At 45.7% G+C, this 26,562-nt stretch carries 27 protein-coding genes; 18 read left to right on the top strand and 9 right to left on the bottom strand.

What is annotated here, in order from left to right; all coding sequences use genetic code 11:
- Positions 1 to 17: 17 nt before the first annotated feature.
- Positions 18 to 1,265 (top strand): lipoprotein-releasing ABC transporter permease subunit, encoded by a 1,248-nt coding sequence (locus tag E8Q33_RS02400; RefSeq protein WP_069294999.1) that lies wholly within the window; start codon positions 18 to 20, stop codon positions 1,263 to 1,265.
- Complete coding sequence (lolD, locus tag E8Q33_RS02395) at positions 1,258 to 1,938, top strand: lipoprotein-releasing ABC transporter ATP-binding protein LolD (protein WP_069295000.1); 681 nt, start codon at positions 1,258 to 1,260, stop codon at positions 1,936 to 1,938. The genes E8Q33_RS02400 and lolD overlap by 8 nt, the downstream gene beginning before the upstream one ends.
- A gap of 1 nt (position 1,939) precedes the next feature.
- Here lolD and E8Q33_RS02390 read toward each other — a convergent pair whose 3' ends face one another.
- Complete coding sequence (locus E8Q33_RS02390; RefSeq protein ID WP_084002829.1) at positions 1,940 to 2,458, bottom strand: DUF2062 domain-containing protein; 519 nt, start codon at positions 2,456 to 2,458, stop codon at positions 1,940 to 1,942.
- 71 nt (positions 2,459 to 2,529) lie between these two features.
- Here E8Q33_RS02390 and E8Q33_RS02385 point away from each other — a divergent pair, with 71 nt between their 5' ends.
- Genes E8Q33_RS02385 through kdsB form a run of 7 tightly spaced genes read left to right on the top strand, consistent with a single transcriptional unit; the run spans position 2,530 to position 9,574 of the window.
- A complete protein-coding gene (locus E8Q33_RS02385) occupies positions 2,530 to 4,797 on the top strand; it encodes a DNA internalization-related competence protein ComEC/Rec2 (RefSeq protein WP_136552573.1) in 2,268 nt (755 codons plus the stop codon).
- A gap of 51 nt (positions 4,798 to 4,848) precedes the next feature.
- Entirely contained in the window at positions 4,849 to 5,484 is a 636-nt protein-coding gene (locus tag E8Q33_RS02380) for a MotA/TolQ/ExbB proton channel family protein (protein ID WP_069295002.1), read from the top strand.
- The gene (locus E8Q33_RS02375; protein WP_136552570.1) at positions 5,481 to 5,906 is read left to right on the top strand and encodes a biopolymer transporter ExbD; all 426 of its coding nucleotides are present in this window, start codon (positions 5,481 to 5,483) and stop codon (positions 5,904 to 5,906) included. The genes E8Q33_RS02380 and E8Q33_RS02375 overlap by 4 nt, the downstream gene beginning before the upstream one ends.
- Positions 5,903 to 7,657 carry a lipid A export permease/ATP-binding protein MsbA gene (gene msbA, locus E8Q33_RS02370; RefSeq protein WP_136552568.1) on the top strand — a complete coding sequence of 585 codons (1,755 nt, stop codon included), beginning with the start codon at positions 5,903 to 5,905 and terminating at the stop codon, positions 7,655 to 7,657. Before E8Q33_RS02375 ends, msbA begins: the two co-directional genes overlap by 4 nt.
- A gap of 25 nt (positions 7,658 to 7,682) precedes the next feature.
- Complete coding sequence (gene lpxK / locus E8Q33_RS02365; protein WP_247869881.1) at positions 7,683 to 8,636, top strand: tetraacyldisaccharide 4'-kinase; 954 nt, start codon at positions 7,683 to 7,685, stop codon at positions 8,634 to 8,636.
- Positions 8,637 to 8,816, top strand: coding sequence for a Trm112 family protein (locus tag E8Q33_RS02360; RefSeq protein WP_136552566.1), 180 nt, complete (start codon positions 8,637 to 8,639; stop codon positions 8,814 to 8,816).
- Complete coding sequence (kdsB, locus tag E8Q33_RS02355; RefSeq protein WP_136552565.1) at positions 8,816 to 9,574, top strand: 3-deoxy-manno-octulosonate cytidylyltransferase; 759 nt, start codon at positions 8,816 to 8,818, stop codon at positions 9,572 to 9,574. The genes E8Q33_RS02360 and kdsB overlap by 1 nt, the downstream gene beginning before the upstream one ends.
- Here kdsB and E8Q33_RS02350 read toward each other — a convergent pair.
- Together E8Q33_RS02350 and E8Q33_RS02345 are read right to left on the bottom strand one after the other, a co-directional pair.
- Positions 9,542 to 9,802 carry a hypothetical protein gene (locus tag E8Q33_RS02350; protein WP_084002831.1) on the bottom strand — a complete coding sequence of 87 codons (261 nt, stop codon included), beginning with the start codon at positions 9,800 to 9,802 and terminating at the stop codon, positions 9,542 to 9,544. The two genes, kdsB and E8Q33_RS02350, sit on opposite strands and share 33 nt — an antisense overlap.
- A 16-nt stretch (positions 9,803 to 9,818) precedes the next feature.
- The gene (locus E8Q33_RS02345) at positions 9,819 to 12,254 is read right to left on the bottom strand and encodes an Rne/Rng family ribonuclease (RefSeq protein ID WP_136552563.1); all 2,436 of its coding nucleotides are present in this window, start codon (positions 12,252 to 12,254) and stop codon (positions 9,819 to 9,821) included.
- Between the two features lie 541 nt (positions 12,255 to 12,795).
- Between E8Q33_RS02345 and rluC the strand changes: the two genes are divergently transcribed.
- From rluC to E8Q33_RS02310, 9 genes are read left to right on the top strand one after another with little or no spacing between them, the layout of a single operon-like run.
- A complete protein-coding gene (gene rluC / locus E8Q33_RS02340) occupies positions 12,796 to 13,755 on the top strand; it encodes a 23S rRNA pseudouridine(955/2504/2580) synthase RluC (protein ID WP_136552561.1) in 960 nt (319 codons plus the stop codon).
- Positions 13,752 to 14,414: an HAD-IA family hydrolase gene (locus E8Q33_RS02335; protein WP_069295010.1), complete on the top strand. Its 663-nt coding sequence runs from the start codon at positions 13,752 to 13,754 to the stop codon at positions 14,412 to 14,414. The genes rluC and E8Q33_RS02335 overlap by 4 nt, the downstream gene beginning before the upstream one ends.
- Positions 14,415 to 14,457: 43 nt before the next feature.
- Positions 14,458 to 15,441, top strand: a complete 984-nt coding sequence (locus E8Q33_RS02330; RefSeq protein ID WP_069295011.1) for a S49 family peptidase — start codon at positions 14,458 to 14,460, stop codon at positions 15,439 to 15,441.
- Entirely contained in the window at positions 15,441 to 15,602 is a 162-nt protein-coding gene (locus E8Q33_RS15410) for a hypothetical protein (protein WP_168800121.1), read from the top strand. Before E8Q33_RS02330 ends, E8Q33_RS15410 begins: the two co-directional genes overlap by 1 nt.
- Positions 15,593 to 16,432 (top strand): HDOD domain-containing protein, encoded by an 840-nt coding sequence (locus E8Q33_RS02325; RefSeq protein WP_069295012.1) that lies wholly within the window; start codon positions 15,593 to 15,595, stop codon positions 16,430 to 16,432. The genes E8Q33_RS15410 and E8Q33_RS02325 overlap by 10 nt, the downstream gene beginning before the upstream one ends.
- A 42-nt stretch (positions 16,433 to 16,474) precedes the next feature.
- Positions 16,475 to 17,122 (top strand): adenylate kinase, encoded by a 648-nt coding sequence (locus E8Q33_RS02320; RefSeq protein WP_069295013.1) that lies wholly within the window; start codon positions 16,475 to 16,477, stop codon positions 17,120 to 17,122.
- A 12-nt stretch (positions 17,123 to 17,134) separates the two neighbouring features.
- Positions 17,135 to 17,431 carry a PfkB family carbohydrate kinase gene (locus tag E8Q33_RS15870; protein WP_247869880.1) on the top strand — a complete coding sequence of 99 codons (297 nt, stop codon included), beginning with the start codon at positions 17,135 to 17,137 and terminating at the stop codon, positions 17,429 to 17,431.
- The gene (locus E8Q33_RS02315; protein WP_247869879.1) at positions 17,407 to 17,997 is read left to right on the top strand and encodes a PfkB family carbohydrate kinase; all 591 of its coding nucleotides are present in this window, start codon (positions 17,407 to 17,409) and stop codon (positions 17,995 to 17,997) included. The genes E8Q33_RS15870 and E8Q33_RS02315 overlap by 25 nt, the downstream gene beginning before the upstream one ends.
- Positions 17,994 to 18,332: a Rieske 2Fe-2S domain-containing protein gene (locus E8Q33_RS02310; RefSeq protein WP_247869878.1), complete on the top strand. Its 339-nt coding sequence runs from the start codon at positions 17,994 to 17,996 to the stop codon at positions 18,330 to 18,332. Before E8Q33_RS02315 ends, E8Q33_RS02310 begins: the two co-directional genes overlap by 4 nt.
- On the opposite strand, the gene E8Q33_RS02305 is transcribed toward E8Q33_RS02310, so the two are convergent.
- From E8Q33_RS02305 to E8Q33_RS02280, 6 genes are all read right to left on the bottom strand, one after another.
- Positions 18,321 to 20,354: a tRNA(Met) cytidine acetyltransferase TmcA gene (locus E8Q33_RS02305; protein ID WP_136552557.1), complete on the bottom strand. Its 2,034-nt coding sequence runs from the start codon at positions 20,352 to 20,354 to the stop codon at positions 18,321 to 18,323. The genes E8Q33_RS02310 and E8Q33_RS02305 overlap by 12 nt on opposite strands.
- A 13-nt stretch (positions 20,355 to 20,367) precedes the next feature.
- Positions 20,368 to 20,571 carry a SlyX family protein gene (locus E8Q33_RS02300; protein ID WP_069295017.1) on the bottom strand — a complete coding sequence of 68 codons (204 nt, stop codon included), beginning with the start codon at positions 20,569 to 20,571 and terminating at the stop codon, positions 20,368 to 20,370.
- A 68-nt stretch (positions 20,572 to 20,639) separates the two neighbouring features.
- The gene (gene metH / locus E8Q33_RS02295; RefSeq protein ID WP_136552555.1) at positions 20,640 to 24,338 is read right to left on the bottom strand and encodes a methionine synthase; all 3,699 of its coding nucleotides are present in this window, start codon (positions 24,336 to 24,338) and stop codon (positions 20,640 to 20,642) included.
- A 221-nt stretch (positions 24,339 to 24,559) separates the two neighbouring features.
- Positions 24,560 to 25,267, bottom strand: a complete 708-nt coding sequence (locus E8Q33_RS02290; RefSeq protein ID WP_136552553.1) for a hypothetical protein — start codon at positions 25,265 to 25,267, stop codon at positions 24,560 to 24,562.
- Between the two features lie 137 nt (positions 25,268 to 25,404).
- Positions 25,405 to 25,803, bottom strand: coding sequence for a hypothetical protein (locus E8Q33_RS02285; RefSeq protein ID WP_136552551.1), 399 nt, complete (start codon positions 25,801 to 25,803; stop codon positions 25,405 to 25,407).
- Between the two features lie 93 nt (positions 25,804 to 25,896).
- Positions 25,897 to 26,361, bottom strand: coding sequence for a DUF2383 domain-containing protein (locus tag E8Q33_RS02280; protein ID WP_168800120.1), 465 nt, complete (start codon positions 26,359 to 26,361; stop codon positions 25,897 to 25,899).
- Positions 26,362 to 26,562 lie beyond the last annotated feature (201 nt).

Genomic DNA, 26,562 nt, shown 5'->3' with positions numbered 1-26,562 from the left:
CTTGCCAGAGCGAAAATATGTTCAGACCTCTAAGTGTCTATATTGGCGCCCGCTATACCCGGGCCAAACGGCGTAATCATTTTATTTCGTTCATTTCCATGACCTCCATGCTGGGTGTTGCACTCGGCGTGGCGGCATTGATTACCGTGTTATCGGTGATGAATGGTTTTGAAAAGGAATTACGAGAACGCATCCTGGGCATGACCTCGCATGCGTTTGTTACTGGCTCGGACGGCACATTGGCTGACTGGAAAAAAGCCGAAGCACTGGTTGAAGGCTTTCCGCGTGTGGTTAGTACGGCACCTTTTGTTGAAGGTCAGGCGATGCTCAATCAAGGCAGCCGGGTTCGAGGCACGCAAGTCCGTGGTGTGGATCCGGCTCTGGAACCCAAGGTTTCCAGCATTGGCGACAAAATCATTCAGGGTCGTTTTGACTCACTGCAACCAGGAAGTTACGGCATTATTCTGGGTAAGGATTTGGCTATCGCCATGGGTGTGGGCACCGGCGACAAGATTACTGTGATAACACCGCACGTTACACCAACACCTGCCGGCGTTATTCCAAGACTGAAACGTTTGACTGTCTCTGGTGTTTTTGAAATTGGCATGTATGAATATGACAGTGCCTTAGCCATCATGAATATTGAGGATGCCGCTAATTTATTTCGTATTCCCGGCAAAGTAACGGGCCTTCGGCTGCAACTGGATGACGTCTATCAGGCACCACGCATTACCCGTGATTTATTGCATAGTTTGCCGGCAGAATATCGTGCGGCTGACTGGACCTACCAACACGCCAACTTTTTCCGCGCATTAAAAACTGAAAAAACCGTGATGTTTGTCATCCTGATGCTGATTGTCGCCGTTGCTGCTTTCAATATCGTTTCAACATTGGTAATGATGGTGACCGATAAATACTCAGACATCGCCATTCTCCGAACATTAGGTATGTCCCCTCGCGGCATCATGGGTATCTTCATGGTACAAGGCATAGTTATTGGCCTTATAGGTACGCTACTCGGGGTGATTGGCGGCGTGATTCTGGCGCTGAATGTGTCGAATATTATCGCTTGGATAGAAACCCTACTGGGTTACCAATTCCTGCCGGCCGAAGTCTATTACATCAGTGATCTGCCATCAGAGCTAAACTGGAATGATGTGACCGTTATTGGTATTACCGCCTTTGTATTATCGATTCTGTCGACCATTTATCCTTCCTGGCGTGCAGCACAGGTGAAACCGGCTGAGGCATTACGCTATGACTAATACCAATGTAATCCGTTGCCAGAATCTGGCGAAGCGATACAAAGATGGCAATCTGGAAACCCCTGTTCTGCAGGATATCAATCTGAACGTTGTTGCAGGTGATCGCATTGCGATTGTTGGCAGCTCCGGTTCTGGTAAAAGTACCCTGCTACATCTGTTGGGAGGACTGGATAGTCCAACCAGTGGACTAATTGAAGTATTAGATCAGGATATCAGTACGCTTTCTGTTAGTGCACTGAGCAAATTACGTAATCAATCGTTGGGCTTTGTTTACCAGTTTCATCATTTGCTGCCAGAGTTTACCGCGGAAGAAAATGTCGCCATGCCATTGGTAATTGGCGGTATGCATCCAAAATCAGCTAAACAGCAGGCAACTCAGTTATTGGAACAGGTTGGTCTCGGCCATCGCGTACATCACAAACCCAGTGAATTATCCGGTGGTGAACGTCAACGTGCAGCTTTAGCCCGTGCCTTGATTACCAAACCAGCCTGCTTATTAGCCGATGAACCAACAGGAAATCTGGATCATCATACGGCTGAAGGCATTTTTGATTTGATTATGCAGCTGAATGCTGAGCTAGGTACCGCTCTGGTGATCGTGACTCATGATCGGCAATTAGCCGCCAAGATGGATCAACAATTGGTATTAATTGACGGTAAGTTACAAAACTGATTTAGGGCTGGTTACTGTCATTATCACGTCGCGCTTTTTGACGGCGATAACGCTTTAACCAGCTGTGAATAACCACCAAGCGCCAGATTAGTCGAACGACTATAACTCCCAGTACAGCAGCCAATACACCACATATTACTGAACCGAGTAAAAACGGTTGCCAGATAAAACCTAATTCTTCCCAGAGCCACTCAAGACTAAAAGCGAATTCGTGGGTTCGAAGCGGCACATCCAATATCATTGCGCCAATTTTGTAACTGAAAAAGAAAATGGGTGCCATTGTCAGCGGATTAGTGATCCAGACACTCATCACTGCGATAGGCAGATTGACGCGCAGCCAAATAGCAAAAATGGCTGCGACAAGCATTTGTGCAGGCATCGGAATAAACGCCAGAAATAAGCCAATCGCTACTGCTGCTGATACTGACTTCCTGTTCAAATGCCATAACTCAGGCGCCATGATCTTTTCACCAAAACGACGCAAGTGCTTATGCTCGCGCATGGTGACGTGATCTGGCATTATTCGTTTCAGGAACTTACGAGGCATTGCGTCTCAGTATTACGGACAAACGGCGGTCATTATAGGGATATATGGTCAAACCTGCTATTGCATTTTTGTCGGGCTGTTTGCTGGTAGCATGGTTGCCACAGCTACCGGCATGGTATTGGCTGCTCACACTTTTCCCCTTGATTATAATTGCTTGGCACAGGTCACATTGGACCGTTCTGACATTTGTTGTGGCGTTAGTTTGGACCAGCACACAAGCCCACTTAAGATTGGATAACCAACTTGATCCTTCTATTCAGGGACAAGATATCCTGGTTACTGGTTTCATTGACTCTTTGCCCCATCATAACGATCAACGGCTTCGATTTGAATTTAAACCTGAAAATCACAACATAAAATTACCTGAAAAAATTCGTCTGAGTTGGTATTACCCGCCTGAGCTCGTCCCTCAGGCCAATGAAAAATGGCAACTTCTGGTGCGCTTGAAAGTGCCTCAAGGAATGGCGAACCCTGGCGGTTTTGATTATGAATCCTGGTTATTTCAGCAAAAGATTGGGGCGACAGGTTATATACGGCAATCGGATTTAAATCAGAAACTCCAATCGGCTTCGATATTCTCGATCAACCATTGGCGGTCAGCGTTACTTACCAAAATGTCTGCTACTTTGGAACACAGTCCCCATTTGGCTTTGATTGAGGGTTTGGCTGTCGGTAACCGGGATCGAATGATTTCAGCACAATGGGAAACGTTAAGACAAACCGGAACCAGCCATCTTTTAGCGATCTCTGGGTTACATATCGGATTGGCCGCGGCATTAGGCTTTTTTGCCATCAAAACCATCTGGCGGATGCGTAGCCAACAGTTACTAAAATTAAGTGATCGGCAAGCCGGCGCGATTGGCGGCCTGTTGCTTGCCATTTTCTATGCCTTGTTAGCCGGTTTATCCATCCCAACGCAACGTGCTTTGGTGATGGTCACGGTAGTCATGCTCAGTATCTTTATTAAACGCCGCATAGAGCCCTTGCAAGTTTTAAGTCTGAGTTTGATATTGGTCCTGTTCCTCGATCCTTTTGCCGTGTTGGCAGTGGGTTTTTGGTTATCTTTTGCCGCAGTGTTAAGCATTCTGTATGTAGCACAATATCGTCAACCCGCACGAAAGTGGCTTTGGTTACATATTCATTTGTGGATAGCTGTCGCGTTAACGCCATTGTTATTGTTGTTCTTTCAGGAAACGTCTTTAATTGCCCCGCTAGCTAATTTAGTGGCTGTACCTGTGGTAAGTTTTTTGATTGTGCCGTTGTTATTAGTGACGATGGCGCTATTAAGCATTGATATACCGATAGCGGTCTGGTTGCTGGATGTTACTGAACGGTTATTATCCATTTTATGGTGGTATCTGGATTTTCTGGCCGGGTCGCCCTTGTCAGTTTGGCAAACTCCAGTGTTTTCTGTTGGACTGCTGTGCTTGTCAATAATTGGTATCTTGATACTACTTGCCCCGCGTGGCTGGCCACTACGCTGGTTAGGTGCTGTATTACTATTGCCAATTTTCTTTTACAGTCCAAATCGCCCTGGCCCTGCAGAAGTCTGGTTTACCTTACTTGATGTGGGACAGGGCCTGTCTGCTGTCATACAAACCCAACATCACACTTTGGTATTTGATACCGGTCCTGCTTTTGGCGAGTTTGATACCGGCTCAGCAGTTGTTGTTCCTTTTCTCCGTTATCACGGAGTTCAACAATTGGATATGTTGATGATAAGTCATGCTGATAATGACCATATCGGTGGTGCCGAGGCGGTTTTAGCGGCTTATCCCACCAAACAAATCTTAATGAGTGAGCCGGATAAATTATCTGGCAGCAAGCCCTGCCTGCAGGGTCAATCCTGGCAGTGGGATGACGTGCAATTTGAAATTTTTCATCCAGCTGTTAACCAATCGGGTACACGCAATGATTTATCCTGCGTACTTAAAATCACCAGTCCATACGGCACTATCTTATTAACGGGTGACATTGAACGTCGGGCAGAAATCGAGTTGGTGCGAAAATATGCTCAGCAACTCAGTGCAGATATTATCGTTGCACCTCATCATGGCAGTCGCAGCTCATCGTCTGCTGCTTTTATTGAACAGGTATCACCTAGCTTTGTTTTATTCGCCAGTGGCTTTCAAAACCGTTATAACTTTCCGGCTGCCGAAGTAGTTGCCCGTTACAATAATGCAGGTAGCCTAACCCATCAAACTGGTACACAAGGCGCATTACAGATAAAGATCGATCCTCAGATGAATTTAACTCCTGCAAGCTGGCGCGAACAACAGCGCAGAATTTGGATGCGCAACGCTACTGAATAATCGCGTTTTCACGTATCATGACAACATTTCAATAACTGGGACGGATGGAGCATGCTGGAACTATTTAAAGCAGGTGGCTGGCTGATGTTACCGCTACTTGGCTGTTCAATAATTGCGATTGCGATTATTGCAGAGCGATTTTGGAGCCTACAACAACGTCGAATCGCACCACCTGAGTTAATTACCCAAATCTGGCAATGGTTACAGTTCAAACAAATCGACCAATATCGAATCAACTCGTTACAAAAAAATTCTCCTCTTGGCCAAATTCTCGCCGCCGGACTAATTAATCGCAATAGCTCCCGTGATATCACCAAAGAGAGTATTGAAGACACCGGTCGACATGTGACCCAGCAATTGGAACGCAATCTCAATACTCTGGGCACTATTGCCGCGATTTCACCGTTGATAGGTCTTCTGGGAACCGTCATTGGCATGATCAAAGTGTTTGCGGTGATTACGCTGGAAGGTGTCGGTAATCCTGAAACACTGGCTGGCGGCATTTCAGAAGCATTACTTACCACGGCAGCGGGTTTGGTTGTGGCTATTCCCAGCGTCATTTTTTATCGCTACTTCCGCGGAAAAATTAATCAGCTGGTCGTCAGTATGGAAGAACAAGCCATGCAATTAATTGAAATGTTACATGGCGAACGTGAATTTGACCCCGATGAGGCTCGTGCGCAATGAAATTGCTGCCTCGTAACTCTGAGGAACCTGATGTCAATCTCACCCCGATGATTGATGTGGTGTTTTTGTTATTACTGTTTTTTATGGTGTCGACCAGTTTTATCCGCGAAAGCTCTTTAAAAGTCGATTTGCCCGAAGCCAGTGGTCAGGCATTAGTAGAACAGGAAGCGCCGATTGATATTATTATTCGGGCGAATGGTGAAGTGCTGGTCAACGACACCCCAATGGCAGAACTGACCCGTGATGCTTTGCGTGATTTACTCAAAGCCACGGCCGGTGACAATAACGATCCACATATTATTATCAGTGCAGATGCCAATGCTGAATACCAACATATCGTTACTGCCATGGATGCAGCCCAATTACTCGGCTTTACCCGTTTGACGCTAGCGACACGACAAAAAACAACTGAGACTCCATGAAACAAATAGCGACTGAGATGAGCGCTTTTCAGCTCTATAAGCGCCTGCTTACCTATGTCAAACCCTATTGGCTGGTATTTGCTGCTGTGATTCTGGCCATGCTGGTATATGCCGGTAGCGAAACCGCAATGGCTGCCCTGATGAAACCATTAATGGATGGCAGCTTTGTTGAGAAAGATCCTTTTATTATCAAATGGATCCCCATCGTGCTGATTGGCATTTTTCTGGTTCGAGGTGTCGCGAATTTCCTGACAACCTATGGATTAGGCTGGATCGCCCGTAATGTCATTATGACCTTGCGTACTGAGATGTTTGATCGTTTGCTGACCTTACCAGCCAGTTTTTACGACAAGAGTACCTCCGGTCAGTTAATGTCGAAATTACTCTACGACGTTGAGCAAGTGGCAGACGCAGCTACTGACGCCATACTGGTTTTGGTCAGGGATACATTGACTATCGTCGGTCTTCTGGCCTGGATGATTTATCTCAATGGCATGTTGTCATTAATTATCTTGCTGACCGTACCGTTTATAGGATTACTGGTTTATAAAATCAGTACCCGTTTCCGTCGTATCAGTAAAACCATTCAGAATTCCATGGGAGATGTGAGCCATACATCAAGTGAAGTCATTGAAGGTCATCGGGAAGTTAAAACCTTTGGCAGCCATCAATACGAAGCCAAACGGTTTGATAAGGTTAACCAACTCAATCGCCGCCAACGAATGAAAAAAATTGCGACTGAAGCAACCAGTCAGCCGATTATCGAACTGATTGCAGTGCTGGGTTTAGCTGTAGTGATTTATCTGGCGACCCTGCCGCAGGTTTTGAATCAAATTACTGTCGGTACCTTCATCTCATTTATCACCGCCATGTTCATGATTTTGACTCCGCTTAAACGGCTTACCAAACTCAACTCAAAACTGCAGGCTGGTATTGCTGCTGCAGACAGTGTGTTTACTATGCTGGATCAGCAACCTGAAGCAGATACCGGTGAGCGCGAACTTAAACAGGCTAAAGGCGATATTCGCTATCAGCAGGTGAGCTTTCAATACGACAATACTTCACGAAAAGTGTTGGACAATATCAGTTTTGAAATCAAGGCTGGTCAGACCATTGCTTTTGTTGGCCATTCTGGTAGTGGTAAAACGACCTTAGTCAGCCTGTTACCACGTTTTTATATGCCGACTAGCGGTCAGATCTTCATTGATGAAATAGATATTTGCAGCCTCAAACTACTTGACCTGCGAAATCAGATTTCGCTTGTCAATCAACAGGTTATTTTATTTAACGATACTATCGCCAATAATATTACCTATGGTCAGAAACAAGCCGTTGCGGAAGAACGTATTATCGAAGCGGCTAAACAGGCCCATGCCTGGGAGTTTATTCAACGGCTTCCAGAAGGATTACAAACGCAGGTGGGACAGAACGGTGTCTTACTATCAGGCGGACAACGCCAACGACTGGCGATAGCCCGAGCGTTACTACGTGATACACCGATTCTGATTCTGGATGAGGCGACCGCCTCTCTCGATTCTGAAGCTGAACGTCATATTCAGAAAGCTCTGGAAAATCTGATGCAAAGCCGGACAACATTAGTGATTGCTCATCGGCTTTCAACCATCGAAAAAGCCGATCTTATTGTTGTGATGCATGATGGCCATATTGTTGAGACCGGAACCCATCAGCAATTGCTGGATAAAGGCCACCATTATGCTGAATTACATCGATTGCAGTTTCAGCAGCACTAATGAAATTGGATTGGCTGACCAATAGTTGGTATCGCCCCTCTCTGTTAACGTGGCTGTTATTGCCTTTAAGCTGGCTCTATCGATTAATTATCATGCTACGTCGCAGGCATATCGAACTGGCATTTTTAAACAATTAGCCTTGCCAGTCCCAGTGATTGTGGTTGGCAATATCAGTGTCGGCGGCAGTGGCAAAACGCCTTTTGTTATCTGGCTGGCCCTGTTTTTACAAAAACAGGGTTGGCGACCGGGTATTATCAGTCGTGGTTATGGCGGTAAAGCTGATTATTATCCTTGTAGTGTTCATCATGACAGTCTGGCAGCACAGGTTGGGGATGAACCGCTGTTGATTCATAGACGGACTCAATGTCCGGTGGTAGTGGCTGCTGATCGGATTGCAGCCGGTCAACAACTATTAGCAGAAAATAACTGCAACATCATTATTACCGATGATGGTTTACAACATTACCGACTACAACGTGACCTGGAAATTGTCATTATTGACAGTAAACGCGGTCTTGGAAATCAGGCCTGTTTACCTGCCGGACCATTACGAGAGCCAATCTCACGTTTGCAAACAGTCAATTTTATTATTCAACATGGCGAGTCAGAAAATGCTGAGCTGAGCATGCAACTGCTGATCCACCAAGCCATCCAGTTACAGGATGAAATAGCTCAAAAAGCGTTAAGTGAATTTGTTACCACGCCAGTTCATGCTGTGGCAGGTATCGGTCATCCCCAACGTTTTTTTGATCAATTACAGCAGTTGGGATTAACCGTGATACCCCATGCATTTGCCGATCATCAACATTACACTGCCGCTGATTTCCAGTTCCCCGAGCCATACCCAATACTGATGACAGAAAAAGATGCGGTAAAATGTCAGCAATTTGCTAGCGAAAATATGTGGTATGTACCAGCTGAGGCCAAACTGAGTGCTTCGCTTGGCCCTGAAATCGACCAAAAACTAAGAGAACTCTAAATGGATAAAACGTTATTGGAAATACTCGCCTGCCCTGTTTGCAAAAGCAGTCTTATCTATGACAAACAATCACAGGAACTGGTTTGTAAAGCCTGTCGAGTTGCCTATCCGATTCGTGATGAAATCCCAGTAATGCTGATTGATGAGGCGCGAGAACTTGCTGCAGAAGAAATCGACTGATGCAATTTAAAATCATCATCCCAGCTCGCTTTGCTTCCACCCGGCTGCCTGGCAAACCTTTACGTGAAATCGCTGGCAAGCCGATGATTCAACATGTTTATGAACGCGCTTTAGCCAGTGAAGCCAGTGAAGTGATTATTGCCACCGATGATCAGCGGATTGCCGAAGCCGCAAAGCGTTTTGGTGCGGATGTCTGCATGACCCGTGATGATCATATTTCCGGCACCGATCGTTTGGCCGAGGTGGCGCAAATAAGAGCATTCCATGGTGATGATTTAGTGGTCAATGTGCAGGGAGATGAGCCGTGTTTACCCGCTGTATTGATTAATCAAGTTGCAGCAGATCTGGCCCATCATCGTGAGGCAGCAATCACAACGTTATACAGCCCGTTAGAAGATGCTAAGCAGGTGTTTGATCCTAATATCGTTAAAGTGGTGGTGGATGCTAAAGGTTATGCGATGTATTTTAGTCGCGCCCCTATCCCCTGGCTACGCGAACAGTTTAATAACAGACAGGCTATTGATAACATCACAATGCCGCATTTAAAACATGTTGGCATGTACGCTTATCGAGCGGATTTTTTGCATCGTTATCACGAATTACCACCTGCGCCACCGGAACAATTTGAATCATTGGAACAGTTACGGGCGCTTTACCATGGAAACCGGATACATTTAACTGAAGCCCAGGTTGATCCTGGTCATGGTGTAGATACCGAACAGGATTTACTGACCGTAGAGGCCTTGCTCTCTCAATAATTGATCGAGGCCAGCAGCGACAAGTTCGGTGTGTAATTCACCTTCACCATCAAAGACCGGTAACACATGGGTGACCGGCACCGGGCGATGCCCTTCTCCATATTGTGTCGGCTGAATATTGCTACCTTGATTGAGCTCTTGTAACACCAACTCACAACCATCCAGCAGCTCGATGATCTCACAACGTTGATGGTGATATACGACTTGCTGACCAATAAGGTTCAGCAAGTCGTCACAGCTAAATTTATGATTCCTTGGCATCTGCTTTAGGACTCTCTTCAGTTGGTTTTGGTTTTTCAACTGGCTTAGGTTTTTCAACCTTCTGAGTCTCATTATCAGCCGAAGCAGAATTTTTTTCTACCTCATTTGCTTCACGGTTTTCTTTATCTTTCGGTGGTGCACCGCGACGGCGACGATTATTAGTACTGGCACTGGTGCTGGTACGCGAACGACGTGGCGCAGATTTTTCCGGTATTTTATTTCCATCAATCTCCGGCTCTGTCGAAACTGGAATCGCATTACCGTTTATTTCAGGTTCCGGCGCAGGAATGGCATTACCATTCACTTCTGGCGGCGGTGTCGGAATAGCATTACCTCTTTCGACACGTTCCACTTTTTCAACTGTTTCATTAGCGGTGTTAACCGTGGTATCCGTCGCAGTTGCTACGTCACCTTCACCGCGTCCACGACGACGGCGACCACCACGACGCGAGCGTTTAGCATTCGGATTACGTGATTTTTCTTCGCCGTTAGCATCGACTGCAGGTTTATTTTCAGCTTCAACAACGTTAGCAGCACTAGGTGCAGCCGCTTTAGCAGTAGTCAGCTCTTCACCTGCAACACCTTCCGGCCGACGTGGCCGATTGTTATTGCGTCGATTACTATTGTTGCGTCCACGACTACGACGGTTCTGATTACGAGCTTCCCTCTCGGCATCGCTCTCTTTTTCTGCAGTGCGCGGCTTGGATGCTTCCACAGGCTCTTCCACAGGCGAACCTGTTAAAACTCCTAACAAACGTTTTAACAGACTTGGTTTACGTTCCGGTTGTACGGCTGCGGTCGGCTTGATAATTGGTGCTGGAGCAATAGGAGCTATTCCGGTAACTGCAGGCTGCTCCATCACGGGTTTTTCTTTCAATACTACTGCCGCTTCGATTTCAGGCGTGCTAATTAATTGATGGCTGCTGGTTTGTTTTTCATTGCCATCTTTGATGCGTTCGATATCGTAATGCGGTGTTTCCAAGTGTGGATTAGGAATCAGCAACAAACGCACACCATGACGTTTCTCAATCGCATCAATCTGTGCACGTTTTTCGTTTAACATAAACGTCGCGACTGAGACCGGCAACTGTACTACCAATTGGCTGACATTATCTTTAGTGGCTTCTTCTTCCACCAGTCGTAACACCGCTAAACCTAAGGATTCAACCCCACGTACATGGCCTAAACCAGCACAACGTGGACAAACTTCCTGATGTGCATCACCTAATGCCGGACGCAAACGTTGACGTGACATTTCCAGCAAACCAAAACGAGAAATACGGCCAATTTGCACCCGTGCCCGATCCGACTTCAAATGGTCACGCAGACGGTTTTCAACTTCACGTTGATTGCGCGTTGGGCCCATATCAATAAAGTCGATAACCACCAGACCACCCAAATCACGCAAGCGTAATTGACGGGCAATTTCTTCAGCCGCTTCGAGATTGGTGTTCAGTGCCGTTTCTTCGATATCACCGCCTTTATTAGCACGGGCCGAGTTAACGTCAATTGAAATCAACGCTTCAGTCGGGTCAATGACCAAAGCACCACCGGAAGGCAGGCGCACTTCATGACGGAAGGCACTCTCAATCTGGCTTTCCAGTTGGTAACGGGTAAATAACGGTACTTTGTCTTGGTATAACTTGAATTTATTCAATTCATGCGGCATAACCATGCGCATGAAGTCATAACCGGTTTGATAGACTTCTGGGGAATCGACCAGTATTTCACCAATATCCTTACGTAAATAATCACGTAAAGCACGAATGATGATGTTGCTTTCCTGATAAACCAGAAACGGCGCGCTGCGGTCTTTGGTAGCTAAATCAATCGCTGTCCACAACTGGACCAGATATTCCAGATCCCATTGCAGCTCTTCAGTTTGTTTGCCAACCCCAGCGGTGCGGACGATCATGCCCATGCCTTCAGGGATTTCCAGCTCGCGTAAGGCTTCTTGCAATTCAGCGCGATCATCACCTTCAATGCGGCGTGAAATACCACCGGCACGTGGACTGTTTGGCATTAATACCAGATAACGACCCGCAAGGCTGATAAAGGTAGTCAGTGCTGCGCCTTTATTTCCACGCTCTTCTTTCTCAATCTGAACGACTAATTCCTGACCGACAGAAAGTACGTCCTGCACGTTGATGCGGCCATTACCTTCGCCATCATCTTTGTGTTGTCTGAAATAGGTTTTGCTGATTTCTTTTAGTGGCAGAAAGCCTTGGCGCTCAGAACCGTATTCAACAAAAACAGCCTCAAGACTGGGTTCTACGCGAGTGATTTTACCTTTGTAAATATTGCCTTTCTTTTGTTCTCTGGAAGGGGTGTCGATATCTAAATCGAACAAGCGTTGGCCATCGACCATCGCAACACGCAACTCTTCCTCGTGCGTTGCGTTAATTAAAATTCGTTTCATTCATAAACCTCAGTTAGAGGTTCACGCGTCGGTACAGTCAGTAAGCCGGGCGGCATCAGCCTGCCCAGAGCATCCAGAACGGCGTTTTAACAGCAATATAATCAACTAATCGGGCACTGCCAGCATCGAATTCTCAGATTACTGGTCATTAATACAATGTCATCACATTGTGGCTGCAATAGGGTTCTGCAACGCTACATAACGTTTGCGACTCTCTTTAGTCACAGTACGTTTGATTATTTACTTCGTCGCCCTGTCTTGTACATTTTTTGCTATTTGTTTTGCTGTAGCCAGACGTGGGAACCATTTATTCTCAAAAACAAGCTCCGTTTTAGGGAGCCCTGCATCACTGAACCCCTGTTCAGCGTATTCAAATTCGTTTCGTGTCCTTAGCCGCATCAACCCCATTCCTAGGGGGCGCGACGTTTGCTTAAGTCTGATTAATAGAAAGTCGGTATACTGACCTCATTTTACGTACAGACCAACGGCGAAATATATCAGTCTGCAACCACATCAGCAAGAAATAACCTAACAATAATTTATGGCGAATTCCTCACAAGCAACTCCAGCAGTTCAATTTATCGATATTCGGGCCGATCAGGCTGGGCAGCGGATCGATAATTTTTTGATTACATTGGAAAAAGGTGTTCCCAAAAGCCGGATTTATCGTGCTCTGCGCAAAGGTGAGGTTCGGGTCAATAAAGGTCGCATCAAACAGACCTACAGACTGCAGGCCGGTGACCAAGTGCGAATTCCCCCGCTTCGCGTCAGTGAAAAAGTCATCATCACAGATTTATCAGATTCGCTTACCGAGGCGCTTGAGCAGTCTATTCTAATGGAAGATGATGCTCTGCTGGTGATTAACAAGCCTTCCGGCCTTGCAGTCCATGCAGGCAGCCAAATCCAGCTAGGCGTTATTGAAGCCATGCGCATTATCCGCCCGGATAATCGCTTTGTAGAATTGGTACATCGTCTGGATCGGGATACGTCAGGATGTCTGGTGATAGCAAAAAGTCGCGAAGCACTGCTCAATCTACAAGAACAGATGAAAAATTCTGAAACTGATAAACGTTATCTAACGTTAACCAAGGGCCACTGGCCGGCTAATGAAAATATTGTTGATCTGGCATTGCAGAAGAATACCTTGAGCTCAGGTGAGCGCATGGTTGCACCGGATATTAACGGTAAAAAATCCAAAACCTTGTTTGAGGTAAAACAGAATTTTGCTGATTGTCAGCTGGTTGCCGCCAAACTTTATACCGGTAGAACGCACCAGATTCGGGTACACAGTGCCAGCCAGTCACATCCCGTTGCCGGTGACGAAAAATACGGTGATCGCGAATTTAATAAACGTCTGAAACAATTTGGCTTAAAACGTATGTTTTTGCATGCCTGGCAGCTTTCCATCAAACATCCAATCACTCATGAGCCAGTGACCTTTCATGCTGAATTACCTGATTCATTAAATGATGTTTTAAAAAAATTGGAAGCACAGTCATGAGTCACTATCAGCTGATCGTCTTTGATTGGGATGGCACACTGATGGATTCCACCAGTCATATTGTGTTTTGCATGCGCGAAGCAATCCACAAACTGCAATTATCACCCTTAACCGATACGGCGATCAGACAGATTATTGGTTTAGGCCTCTCTGAAGCTGTTCGTACACTTTATCCTCATAGTACCGATGCAGATATTCAAAGGCTGGCAATGGCTTATCGCGATATCTGGCTGGATCATCCACATGAATCACCGATGTTTGATAATGCCGTTGAGTTATTGCATAAACTGGCAAATCAGAATATTTTCCTCGGCGTGGCAACCGGTAAGGGCCGGCGAGGTCTGGATAAAGTGCTAGCGGAAACCGGTTTGGCTGATTTATTTACAGCAACACGTTGTGCGGATGAATGTCATTCCAAACCACATCCGCAAATGCTGGAACAATTAATCGAATTCTGCGGTGTAAAAGCTGAAGATACGATTATGATTGGTGACACCGAATTTGATTTGCTGATGGCTCACAATGCAAAGGCGAAAAGTGTTGCTATCACTCACGGTGCACATGCATTGGACAGGCTTGAAGCATGCGATCCGCTGCATATCGTTAATGACTTGTTTGCATTGGATGATTGGTTGCATGGTAACAACGTGCGCTTTTGATTATGATGTGACCCACTCACTTTATTGTTCAGGATGAAACACAATGGCAACTTTTGGCGACTTCCCACCGGAACATACGCAACCACCGCAAAATGATGCAGCGCAAAATGACAAATGGGAACGCAAACTTTTACAAGATCTCGCATTTGCTGCCATTAAAGAACAACGTGCATCACGCCGTTGGGGTTATCTATTTAAATTTTTAATCCTGCTTTATCTGGTTGCCGTATTTTTAGTTACCAGACCATTCGGCGGTTCCTCATTACCATCAGGACCCCATACCGCTTTAGTTGAAGTAAGCGGCGTGATCGCGCCAAACACTGAAGCTAGTGCAGATCGTATTGTGACCGGTATTCGCGATGCATTTGAAAATCCACAGGCCCAAGGCTTGATCATTCGAATGAACACCCCAGGTGGCAGCCCGGTTCAATCAGGTGTTATCAATGATGAAATAACACGCCTGCGTGCCACTCGTCCTGACTTCCGGGTCTATGCCGTTATTCAGGATGTATGTGCATCCGGTGGCTATTACATCGCAGTAGCTGCTGATGAAATTTATGCAGATAAAGCCAGTATTGTCGGTTCGATTGGCGTACGTATGGATAGTTTTGGCTTCACTGAAGCAATGGATAAACTAGGAGTAGAACGACGTTCATTGACTGCTGGCGAAAATAAAGCTTTTCTGGATCCCTTTATGCCGTTACAACAGGATGATGTGGAGCATGCACACAAAATGCTTGATAACATTCATCAGCAATTCATTGATGTGGTCAAAACAGGTCGTGGTGATCGCTTGAAAAATAATGATGAGATTTTCTCTGGCCTGTTCTGGTCAGGTGAACAGGCACTTGAGCTCGGCTTGGTTGATGGACTTGCGAATAGCAGCACAGTTGCCAGAGACATTGTTGGTGCAGAAGACATTGTCGATTACACGCCTCGCCCAAGCTATCTGGATCGATTTGCCGGCAGTCTCGGCGTCAAAATCAGCGAAACATTAATCAGCAGTCAATATTGGAATCTGCGCTAATGACAACCGGGCATCATGATGAACTTGCAGCAAAGGCGCTGGCTGAACGTCAGGAATTGTTCCGCTATGCTGATTTGAACCACCCATTGATTGCCTTGTTATTTAATGAAGCATCGCTGGAAAAATTAACACCCGATGAACCGGATGCAGCATGGCTTTAACAGCGCAATCACTGGTTAATAAATCACTCGAATTGGTCTCACCGCCCAGTACCTATGCGCGGCTGGATGAATTGATTAATGATCCAGATAGTGCAATTGACGATATCAGTAAAATCATTAATACCGATCCCGCGCTGACAACACGCTTATTGAAGATCGTTAATAGTCCGTTTTACGGTTTTCCTTCTCAAATCAACACTATTTCCAGAGCTATTACCGTTATCGGGATCCGTGAACTGACCCATTTGGTATTGGCAACCTCTGTAGTCAATGCATTCACTGGCATTCCAAAAACACTGATCGAGATGAACACCTTCTGGCGACACAGTCTGGCTTGCGCTATCTGCGCCAAATTGTTGGCTGAAGCCGCCGGTCATAAACAAAGTGAGCAATATCTGATTGGCGGGCTGTTGCACAATATCGGCAGTCTGGTGCTGTATCAGTCAATGCCTGAGCTTGCCGCTGAATCGATTAAAAGTGCCCGTTTCGGCCATGAGGTTTTACATTTAGCTGAAAAAAGGGTGATCGGTTTTGATCATACCGAAGTCGGTGAAGCCTTAATTCAGGCATGGCGTTTACCCGAATCGTTAGGATTTGTTGCCAGACATCATCATCAGCCTGTGGCTTCAGGTTACGCAGTAGAAGTCTGCATCGTGCACGTGGCCGATGTGATGGTAAGCGCAGTTCCTTTCGGCCATAGTGGGGATATGCATGTACCGCCATTAGATCCCGTCGCTTGGGAAAGATTAGGCTTGTCCCCAGAGATAATTCCACCGTTATTGCGTAAAGTTGCCATACAATTAGAGCATTTGGCAGCAAACTTATTATAAGAATCTAACTTTAAACGAACAGCAAACTAGTAAGAGGCAAACATGAGAACAGTATTACTTGGCGCGCCGGGTTCCGGTAAAGGCACTCAGGGTGTTTTTCTATCGAAAAAATTCGATATCCCGCAAATTTCCACTGGCGATTTGTTACGTGCCGCCGTCACCGCAGGTTCTGATCTGGGTAAACAGGCTAAATCCGCGATGGATGCTGGCGCCCTGGTATCTGATGAAATCGTGATTGGCCTTATTCGTGAACGTTTAACCCATGATGATGCCAAGAATGGTTATATCCTCGATGGCTTCCCACGTAATATTGCTCAAGCGGAAGCATTGGATCAGATGCTTGTTGATCTGGGACAACCGTTACAAGGTGTTGTGTTGCTGGATGTACCATTCAATGAATTGATGCAACGTTTAACCGGACGTCGTACCTGTAAAGATTGTGGTGCTATCTTTAACGTGCATTTATCACCACCGGCTGAAGAAGGTGTCTGTGATAACTGTGGCGGCGAGTTATTCCAGCGTCAGGATGATAACGAAGCCACCATCGAAAATCGTTTGAAAGTATACGAAGAACAAACCGCGCCACTGGTGGGTTTTTATCAGCAGCAAAACAAACTACACACCATTAAAGGTACCGGTGATATTGATGCGATTACTGATGCAGTCGGTGCTATTTTCGACGACATCTGATTTGATTAACTGATGGCAGCTATTCTGGCCACCGGCATTGCCACACTGGATATTATCAATGAAGTTGCCAGTTTTCCGGCAGAAGACGATGAAGTTCGTGCAATAACACAGCGCATCAGCCGTGGTGGTAATGCCAGCAACACACTTTGTGTACTAAGTCAGCTGGGCCATCAAAGTTTTTTGGCGGCAACCTTGATTGATGAGGCTGATGTTCAGCTTATCGAAGCCGATCTAAATCACTATCAGATCAATACGCAGTTTTGCCTCGTCTTAACGAGGGCAAAATGCCGACTTCCTATATCACTCTGAACCGCCAGAATGGCAGTCGAACCATTGTGCATCACCGTGATTGCCCGGAATTATCTTTTGACGCATTCCGACAAATCGATTTAACTCAGTTCGACTGGTTACATTTTGAAGGCCGCAACATTACAGAGTTAGCAAAAATACTCAAACATTGTCGGCAAAATTCACCAAATGTGCCGATATCCCTTGAAATTGAAAAACCTCGTGACAGCATCGAAAGTTTATTCGACATGGCAGACTGGCTGTTTTTCTCCAGAGCATATGCAGAAGCAAAAGGTTATCGTCTTGCTGAGGATTTGTTTGATGCTGTTTGTCATGCACATTCAGCAACCTGCACCTGGGGTGCAGAGGGAGCGTATGGCTTGCACAATGCACAGATGATTTTTTGCCCCGCGACCAAAATTCCAAAGGCAGTCGACAGTCTGGGAGCTGGTGACACCTTTAATGCCGGCATGATCCATAGTCTGTTGGCAAAAAAGTCGCTTAATGACAGTCTGCAATTTGCCAGTCAGTTGGCTGCCCGCAAATGCCAACAATATGGTTTTGAGAATCTTGTTAAATCATTATGAAAAAATTTGTATGTCATATCAAAGACCTGAAAGACCATCAAAGCTATGGATTTCAAATCCCATTAGAACAAGGTGAACTGGATATTGTCGTGCTTCGCCAAGGCAAGCAAATCCGCGCCTATCTAAATCATTGCCCGCATTTGGGCATTCCTTTGAACTGGCAGCCGGACAAGTTTTTATCGCTGGAAGAAACCCATATTCAATGTTCAACCCATGGCGCATTATTTACCTTGGAAGAAGGCTATTGTATTTCCGGTCCCTGCCGTGGACAAAGCCTGACCGCCTTACAAACAGAAATTAATGATGGTGAGCTGTATCTGGTCTCACAACAATAAGATCCGCACCGCTTCACGCAACTGCTGAAGCAGATCCTGCTTACCTTTTAAATTAAGTTGTCGGCAGACTGCCGCTATCGGTTGCTGCTGTAATACAAATCGTAAACAAATCAATTGCATTAATGTTGGTAGTGATAAAAATCGCTGCTGTGCCACGCAATTCAACACAAATTTCCGAATGGCAACCTGACAGGCATCGTAATGCCGCTTTTGGAAAGCATAAGCTGTAATCTCTTCTTCATCTATCGCACTGAGTGGCAATTCGGATTCCGGCAGCATTTGGGTCAACAACGGGATCAGCCCGCTTTCCAGATGGCATAGCTGGCTATGTAATAATTCCGGCCACTGCTGAATGAGTCGTTGCTGGGTTTGCTTCACCAGTCCTTCACCAGCCTGACTAATTGGCTTTGCCAGAATTACTGCGTGCCGCCCGCTGACATGATCACTGTGTGCCCCCACTCGCAGCAATCGATAATCGCTGTTTTGCCAGAACCTTAGCAAAGCTTCACTGGCAGCAAAACTGCAGCCTAATATGTCGGTGTTTGCCGGTAAATGACTGGTCACGGCGCTTAATAAATACTTGCCGATCCCGCGATTCTGCAACGCCGGATGGACAGCAATCCTTACAATTCTTTGATAATGATATTCACCGGCAATACTGATCCCCGAATGAGCCAGCAGAGTTTGTGGTAACAGATGACCATGTAATCGGCGTTCACCGGCAAACACTGCTGCAGCTAATCGTGGGTTAATCGGACCTTCTTTAACCAGCCAGACACTGGCGACCAGTTGCTGCTGATTAAACACACCCAACAGCCACATATCTTCACGATCCAGCAGCATTTGCAAATCGGATGGTCGAGTCCGGTAGTGTGCAGTCACCATCAAGCCAAAACATTGCCTTAATAAGGCTTCATCCTGTAATAATTCTGTTGCAGTCAGTTTTTTAACCTGCAGCCGTTGTATCCCAAGATCGACGATCAATTCTTCAGCAACCGGCTCAGCATCCAGTAAACATAGTTCAAAGCTGAATTGCTCCAAAACATCGCCGAGATTCCAGCGTACCGGCTCGATTAATTCAATCTGCCTCCACCCCGGTGCTTGTTGTTCAAGAATTTGCTGGAACTGCAATTTAAACCCACGACCACTGCCCTCGTACCCATGCAGAGTCGTTGCAAAAATGATACGCGAATAACGTTGTAACATTAGTGTCAACATCGGCAAAGTTAATGCTGCCGCTTCATCAACCAATAAAACATCCGCTTCCAGTTCATTTTCCAGCAATGCATCTGGTGCAACAAACTGAATCTCGCCATCATTCCAAAATAACTGTCCATGACCTAATTGAGCGTCAGCCAATTGTTTGGCAGCATGTGTAAACAAGGTGTCGACGCTGGCATAACTTGGCGCCGTAACCACGATTTTCTGTTTGCCCTGTTTGAGCAATTCAGCAGCAGCCACGCCCAACAAAGCTGTTTTGCCACGACCTCTGTCAGAAGTAATAACTAAAGGTCGACGCCGGTGACCAAATGCCGTTTTATGTAACAGGCTTAAGGCATTTTGTTGATCAACTGTGAGCTTAAACGCACTGGTTTTCGTGTGTTTTTCTGGTCGAAAATCACTGGGTAAAATCTGACCCGGCAGCCAATGGTGGAATTCAGCGAAATCCATCAGATAGCGTTCGATAATCAGTGAAAATCGTTGATACCAGTTAGATCCAGGATTGGTTTCTGGCAGCAAAATAACCAGAATGCCACCAGCACGAATGGTGCCGATAATGGCTGCAAAGCTATCTGCGTTGAACTCCTGCAATGCATCAAAAACCACCACATCAAATTCACGGCCAAGAAATTGGCGGGCTTGTTTTTGGCTATATTTACCGGCAGTAGCCTGAGACGAATCAGTCAGCCAGATATGGTCTGTTGTTTGCCAGACGGCCAATAATGCTTCAACAGTTTGATGACAAAGTTGCAAATCACCTTTTACCAACAAGCAGCGGCGTAATGGCAAGCTCAATGTCATCAACTTCTGAAGTTTAATAATGCGGTGGTGGCGGTTCGTCCGCCTGCTGAACTAATTGGTCGGCTTGCAGCGCTTCAACCTGGCCAAGCAGTTTTTCCATCCGGCGTTCCAACCTGTCAATCTGCTGTTGCTGATCGGTCACCACTTGATTCAGTTGTTCAATAACGCCATCCTGAAATGCCATGCGGGTTTGTAAATCTACGATATCTTCATGCATAGCAAACTCCCCATTTTGTTATAGATAGTTGACTACAAGTTGCATCAAACATGACTGTCTGTGTGACATCAATCATCGCCATCATAGGATAATGCTGGCGCCAACCAACGCTCGGCGTAATCAAGTGTCCAGTTTTTACGTTTTGCATAATCCTTGACCTGATCTTCACTGATTTTACCCAAACCAAAATAACGGGATTCCGGATGAGCAAAATAGAAACCGCTGACTGCTGCAGTCGGCAACATGGCAAAGCTTTCTGTCAAAGTCATGCCGATACGTTTTTCAACGTCCAGCAAATCCCATAACAGACCTTTTTCGGTATGATCCGGACAAGCCGGATAACCCGGCGCTGGACGAATACCCTGATATTTCTCATCAATCAGATCTTCGTTATCCAGCTGCTCGTCTTTTTTGTAACCCCAGAATTCCTTACGCACCCGTTCATGCATACGTTCGGCAAACGCTTCCGCCAAACGATCAGCCAGTGCTTTGAGCATAATGCTGTGATAGTCATCATGATCGGCTTCAAAACGTTCGATATGCTCATCAATGCCGATTCCTGCGGTGACCGCAAATGCACCGATATAGTCTTCGACGCCAGTTTCTTTCGGTGCCAGAAAATCAGCCAAAGCTGCATTTGGCCGGCCAGGTGGTTTCTCGGCTTGCTGACGCAGCGAATGTAATTTCATCAATACCTGCTGACGGCTGTCATCGGTATAAATTTCGATATCATCATCACCGACACTGTTGGCCGGGAATAAACCAATTACTGCACGTGCTTTAAGCCATTTTTCATCAACGATCTGTTTGAGCATTTTTTTCGCATCTTCAAATAAATGCGTAGCATGCTCACCGACAATTTCATCAGTCAGGATACGTGGGTATCTGCCCGCTAATTCCCATGACTGGAAAAACGGTGTCCAGTCGATGCGATCTACCAGTTCCTGCAATGGATAATCATCAAACACCTGAATTCCCGTCTGTGCAGGTTTCACCGCTTGATAAGTAGGCCAATCAATTTTGGTTTTATTGGCGCGTGCCTGTTTTAAGGTCAATAAACGGCGAGTAGATTTGCGGCCTTTATGCTGCTCACGTTTGGTCTGATAATCGGTTTTGATTTTGCCAACAAAGTCGTCACGAGTGATTTTACTGACCAGATTCTGTGCCACGCCGACCGCACGTGACGCATCTTTAACGTAAATCACCGGGCCATGATAATTCGGATCAATTTTGACTGCGGTATGGATAAGTGAAGTCGTTGCACCGCCAATCATCAACGGAATCTCAAAGCCAAGTCGTTCCATTTCCTTGGCCATATGCGCCATTTCTTCCAGAGAAGGCGTAATCAATCCAGACAAGCCGATAATATCGACATTGTGCTCACGTGCGGCGTCCAAAATCTTCTGTGCCGGTACCATCACGCCCAGATCAATGATTTCAAAGTTATTACATTGCAATACCACGCCGACAATGTTCTTGCCGATATCGTGAACATCGCCTTTTACCGTCGCCATCAAGATCTTACCGTTACTACTACTGACGGTGCTGTCGTCTTTTTCCAATTCGATATACGGCATCAGATAGGCAACGGCTTTTTTCATTACCCGGGCGGACTTAACCACCTGTGGTAAAAACATTTTGCCTTCACCGAATAAATCGCCGACCACATTCATGCCATCCATCAACGGGCCTTCGATGACCTCCAATGGTTTGGCATATTCCTGACGCGCCAGCTCAGTATCTTCTTCAACAAAATCCGCGATACCTTTGACTAACGCATATTCCAGCCGTTTAACTACCGGCAGACTGCGCCATTCCAGATCTTCTTTTTTCTCGACACTGCCATCGCCTTTATATTTATCAGCGATTTCCAGCAAACGATCAGTGGCATCATTGCGGCGGTTTAAGATGACGTCTTCGACCCGCTCACGTAGTTCTTCCGGTAAATCATCATAAATCGCCAGCTGTCCGGCATTAACGATACCCATATCCATACCGGCTTTGATGGTGTGATACAGAAACACTGCATGAATTGCTTCACGCACTGGGTTGTTACCGCGGAAAGAAAACGACACGTTGGAGACGCCACCGCTGATCATCGCATGTGGCAGGCTTTGCTTGATATCGCGGGTGGCCTCAATAAAGTCGACGGCATAATTGTTATGCTCATCAATACCGGTCGCCACGGCAAAAATATTCGGATCAAAAATAATATCTTCAGGCGGGAAATGTACTTTTTCAGTGAGGATCTCGTAACTGCGGGTACAAATTTCGCGTTTGCGTTCACGGGTATCGGCCTGACCATCTTCATCAAACGCCATCACGATAACGGCTGCACCATAACGCCGCACCAGTTTAGCCTGTTCAATAAACTTGGCTTCGCCCTCTTTCAGGCTGATGGAGTTAACAATGCCTTTACCCTGAATACATTTCAGACCGGCCTCAATGATTTCCCATTTGGATGAGTCAATCATAATCGGCACGCGGCTGATATCGGGTTCGGCAGCGACCAGATTGAGGAAGGTCACCATTGCATCCTGCGAATCCAGCATGCCTTCATCCATATTAATATCGATGATTTGCGCGCCGTTTTCGACCTGCTGTCTGGCAACCTCTAAAGCGGTATCGTAATCGCCTTCCTTGATTAGTTTGGCAAAGCGGATTGAACCGGTCACATTGGTACGTTCACCAATATTCACAAACAGACTTTCTGGTGTAATGGTCAGCGGTTCCAGACCACTTAAACGGCAATAATGTTTATTTTCAACGCGCTGGCGTGGTTTGACACCTTCGACGGCTTCAGCAATTGCTTTGATATGTGCCGGCGTGGTGCCACAGCAACCACCGATAATATTCAGAAAACCGGATTCAGCCCATTCCTTGATCTGAACCGCCATCACTTCCGGTGATTCATCATATTCGCCAAACTCATTTGGCAGTCCGGCATTGGGATGCGCACTGACATAACTGGTGGCAATATTTGACAGATCTTCAACATACTGACGCAGTTGATCGGCACCTAAAGCACAGTTCAAACCAATGGAGATCGGCTGTACATGTGACAGCGAATTCCAGAAAGCCTCTGCAGTTTGGCCAGAAAGTGTGCGGCCACTGGCATCAGTAATGGTGCCAGAAATCATCACCGGCAAATGCACATCGTGTTGTTCAAAATACTGCTCGATCGCAAATACAGCGGCTTTGGCATTCAAGGTATCAAATACCGTTTCTACCAACAGTAAATCACTACCACCGTCGACCAAACCGCGAATGGCTTCCAGATAGGCCTCAACTAACTGGTCGAAACTTACATTACGGAAACCAGGATTGTTTACATCAGGAGAGATACTGGCGGTACGATTGGTAGGACCTAATACGCCGGTGACAAAGCGCGGTTTGTCAGGATTACTGGCAGTAAATTCATCGGCGACTTCACGCGCCAGTTGCGCCGAGACTTTGTTCAATTCATAAACCAGATCTTCCATCTGGTAGTCTGCCATTGCAATCGAAGTGCCATTAAAGGTATTGGTTTCGACTATATCGGCACCGGCTTCAAAATAAGCCCGATGAATATCCCGAATGATCTGCGGCTGAGTCAGCGACAGTAAATCGTTGTTACCTTTAACATCACAAGGATGATTGGCAAAACGTTCACCGCGGAAATCCGCTTCACTCAATTTGTAACTTTGCAGCATGGTGCCCATGCCGCCATCGAGGATCAGGATCTTTTGTTCAAGCAGGCTGCGGATTTGATGAGAAGCTGTGGTCAAAACGGTTTTCCTGTCAGGCAGTTAGAGTATGGAAAAAACGCTTGATTATAACAGAAACTCTTTGGTATTCGGCCACGCCAACTGCTTTTACCAGGAAGATTAAACAACTGAACATGAGCAGTACTTGTAGTCGTTCACAACCTATTTTTAGTTAAGTTTTAATGAAAAAAAAGGAAGCTGATGCTTCCCCTTTGGATTTTGTCGCAGTTTCAGAAATTGCTTTAAACGTGTGATAGTTGATATATCCAACGAGAAAGCATTTCCAATTGCCGGCTGTCTTCTTCTAGCGCCTGGTTAAATTCATCAGCTAAATCTTGCAATCCCATATTGGTAAACAGTTCATGCAGTGTGTGCCATTCGGCATTATCGTTGGTAGCAAAAATCTGCACCGATTCCAGACATTGCAAAAGACTGGTGTTTTTCTGACTGAAGACTTTAGGTATTTGCAAAGTTGCAAGCAGCGTGGAGTCCATATCTGGAATCCAGTCATCTGAATCAAAACCTAATGTTTCAATCGCTTTTTTAAGCAATAAACTGTGCTCGACTTCTTCATCACGAAATTGTCTTAACAGATCCAATGAAACAACTTTCTTTTTGCCTTTTTGTGCAGCGAGGCATTTAAAAATAAGCGCTTCATAAAGCCTGACACTGGCGCGTTCAAAAGCGAGTCGCTGGCCCAATTTGTGTAATAACAATTCGGTATTGTGCTGGTGGACTTCGGTAATGGTACCAACCGTCCCATCAGGAACAGCTTTACTCAATGCCTTGAAATCCATTTCATCAATAATAAATTCAGGATGAAGTTGGCTTTTTACACGTTTTTTTTCAGAAGTGTCGGCGGTGGTTAAATGGTCACTGGCGACAGTTTTAGGAAACCGGTTTTGCTGGCTCGGAATAGACTGACTATCTAACTTTCTGGCATGTGGCATGGCAACGTCCTTTATCTATTTGAACTTGCTTAAGCGTTTTTAAATCAAAGCGGCGTCATGAATGTCGACTTTTTAACGCCGCAGGCTCATCCAAATTGAGCAGTGAAATTATCGTTGATAAATGTTTCATACTGATTTCAACGATAAGGTGTGGTGGTGTCGTCTGGGTAAGTTGTATCAGGCACAACTGGCGTATTCCCCGCTGGAGCTCCGGTATTGGGTAAAGCAGGATCGGTAGTTTGCGGGGTTTGCGGATTAACCCGAGTTGGAGGTGGTGGTGGCTCAGGTGTCATAACGGATCGTGAAGGAGGAGTTGCAGGCAGAGGTTGTGTTGTTTGTGGAGTAATTGGAGTGTTGGATTGATTCTGTCTAATCTCACTATCAATACGGTTATCAATTGGCTGACCAACTTGATTGCTCTGCTGTTGATTTATCGTTGATCGGTGGTCCTGAGGCTGATTCAAATCCTCAGCCATTACTGGAGTTGCAAAATAAATGGCCGAAACCGCTGCTGAAACAAATAACTTTTTAAACATTTCTTTAATCCTTTATGGAAAGGTAACTAGCAAAATGACAGTTCTATATAACCTAATGTTTCAATCAAAATTCTATTTCTACACATCTTTTAATTAGTGTTGCTCAATGGCTGACTCAATCCAGACTCTATGATGACGTACGTCACCCAAAGCTTGCTTTAACATAAGTTGAATATAGCCTGGAAATATTTCTTCATTCGCACTTTCATAAAGTTTGTTGGTTAAGCTCTCGTTTAACAACATGGCATGCAGAATGGCTTTATCTCCACCAATTCCAGCAATAACAACCGGACCTTTGGTCAGAAACTGTTTGTAATTTGCCCCTTCCGGTGGTGTGCCACCTTCTTGAATAATGGCATCACATAATTGCATTAAATGACGTTCATGTTCTCCGAGGAACTCGGTCATCTTTGCTCGATAATCAAGATTCTCAAGACGTTCTATTGCTGCTTCATAGGTCTCAATGGCATTGAATTCCAATGCCACTAAGTCCCCTAACTTGGAAATTACGTTTTCCGAATTCATCACATCAATATTTCTAAAATCGTTGTCGTTCATTGTGTCCATCATATGCTTATCGCTTTTATGGGTGCTGTTGTTTTATATAAATAGTCACGCTGTTTATATTTAACGTTGACCAGACTGACTAGCAATGTGGCAAGCTCTATGCCAGACAGCAGTTTTTAAGATGCAGCAAAGCTATAGCATCACTTTAAGAAAAAGGCAGTGAGGCATCCACCCAGAAAAAACGCTATTTTC

Origin of the sequence: Methylophaga sp. SB9B (assembly GCF_004832235.1) — a bacterium.
Lineage (GTDB): Bacteria > Pseudomonadota > Gammaproteobacteria > Nitrosococcales > Methylophagaceae > Methylophaga > Methylophaga muralis.
Note: the sequence above shows the minus strand (reverse complement) of the source record. Positions and strands in the feature narration are given on the sequence as shown.

Bases quoted from the DNA above. Each gene is read 5' to 3' on its own strand.
- E8Q33_RS02320 (WP_069295013.1), top strand. From the start codon at position 16,475: ATGAGAACAGTATTACTTGGCGCGCCGGGTTCCGGTAAAGGCACTCAG.
- E8Q33_RS02315 (WP_247869879.1), top strand. From the start codon at position 17,407: ATGCCGACTTCCTATATCACTCTGAACCGCCAGAATGGCAGTCGAACC.
- E8Q33_RS02290 (WP_136552553.1), bottom strand. From the start codon at position 25,267: ATGCCACATGCCAGAAAGTTAGATAGTCAGTCTATTCCGAGCCAGCAA.
- E8Q33_RS15410 (WP_168800121.1), top strand. From the start codon at position 15,441: ATGACAACCGGGCATCATGATGAACTTGCAGCAAAGGCGCTGGCTGAA.
- rluC (WP_136552561.1), top strand. From the start codon at position 12,796: ATGGCGAATTCCTCACAAGCAACTCCAGCAGTTCAATTTATCGATATT.
- E8Q33_RS02305 (WP_136552557.1), bottom strand. From the start codon at position 20,354: ATGACATTGAGCTTGCCATTACGCCGCTGCTTGTTGGTAAAAGGTGAT.
- kdsB (WP_136552565.1), top strand. From the start codon at position 8,816: ATGCAATTTAAAATCATCATCCCAGCTCGCTTTGCTTCCACCCGGCTG.
- E8Q33_RS02345 (WP_136552563.1), bottom strand. From the start codon at position 12,254: ATGAAACGAATTTTAATTAACGCAACGCACGAGGAAGAGTTGCGTGTT.
- E8Q33_RS02330 (WP_069295011.1), top strand. From the start codon at position 14,458: ATGGCAACTTTTGGCGACTTCCCACCGGAACATACGCAACCACCGCAA.
- E8Q33_RS02380 (WP_069295002.1), top strand. From the start codon at position 4,849: ATGCTGGAACTATTTAAAGCAGGTGGCTGGCTGATGTTACCGCTACTT.
- E8Q33_RS02360 (WP_136552566.1), top strand. From the start codon at position 8,637: ATGGATAAAACGTTATTGGAAATACTCGCCTGCCCTGTTTGCAAAAGC.
- E8Q33_RS02285 (WP_136552551.1), bottom strand. From the start codon at position 25,803: ATGTTTAAAAAGTTATTTGTTTCAGCAGCGGTTTCGGCCATTTATTTT.
- E8Q33_RS02280 (WP_168800120.1), bottom strand. From the start codon at position 26,361: ATGAACGACAACGATTTTAGAAATATTGATGTGATGAATTCGGAAAAC.
- E8Q33_RS02300 (WP_069295017.1), bottom strand. From the start codon at position 20,571: ATGCATGAAGATATCGTAGATTTACAAACCCGCATGGCATTTCAGGAT.
- E8Q33_RS02310 (WP_247869878.1), top strand. From the start codon at position 17,994: ATGAAAAAATTTGTATGTCATATCAAAGACCTGAAAGACCATCAAAGC.
- lolD (WP_069295000.1), top strand. From the start codon at position 1,258: ATGACTAATACCAATGTAATCCGTTGCCAGAATCTGGCGAAGCGATAC.
- E8Q33_RS02400 (WP_069294999.1), top strand. From the start codon at position 18: ATGTTCAGACCTCTAAGTGTCTATATTGGCGCCCGCTATACCCGGGCC.
- msbA (WP_136552568.1), top strand. From the start codon at position 5,903: ATGAAACAAATAGCGACTGAGATGAGCGCTTTTCAGCTCTATAAGCGC.
- E8Q33_RS02375 (WP_136552570.1), top strand. From the start codon at position 5,481: ATGAAATTGCTGCCTCGTAACTCTGAGGAACCTGATGTCAATCTCACC.
- E8Q33_RS02335 (WP_069295010.1), top strand. From the start codon at position 13,752: ATGAGTCACTATCAGCTGATCGTCTTTGATTGGGATGGCACACTGATG.
- E8Q33_RS02385 (WP_136552573.1), top strand. From the start codon at position 2,530: ATGGTCAAACCTGCTATTGCATTTTTGTCGGGCTGTTTGCTGGTAGCA.
- E8Q33_RS02390 (WP_084002829.1), bottom strand. From the start codon at position 2,458: ATGCCAGATCACGTCACCATGCGCGAGCATAAGCACTTGCGTCGTTTT.
- E8Q33_RS15870 (WP_247869880.1), top strand. From the start codon at position 17,135: ATGGCAGCTATTCTGGCCACCGGCATTGCCACACTGGATATTATCAAT.
- E8Q33_RS02325 (WP_069295012.1), top strand. From the start codon at position 15,593: ATGGCTTTAACAGCGCAATCACTGGTTAATAAATCACTCGAATTGGTC.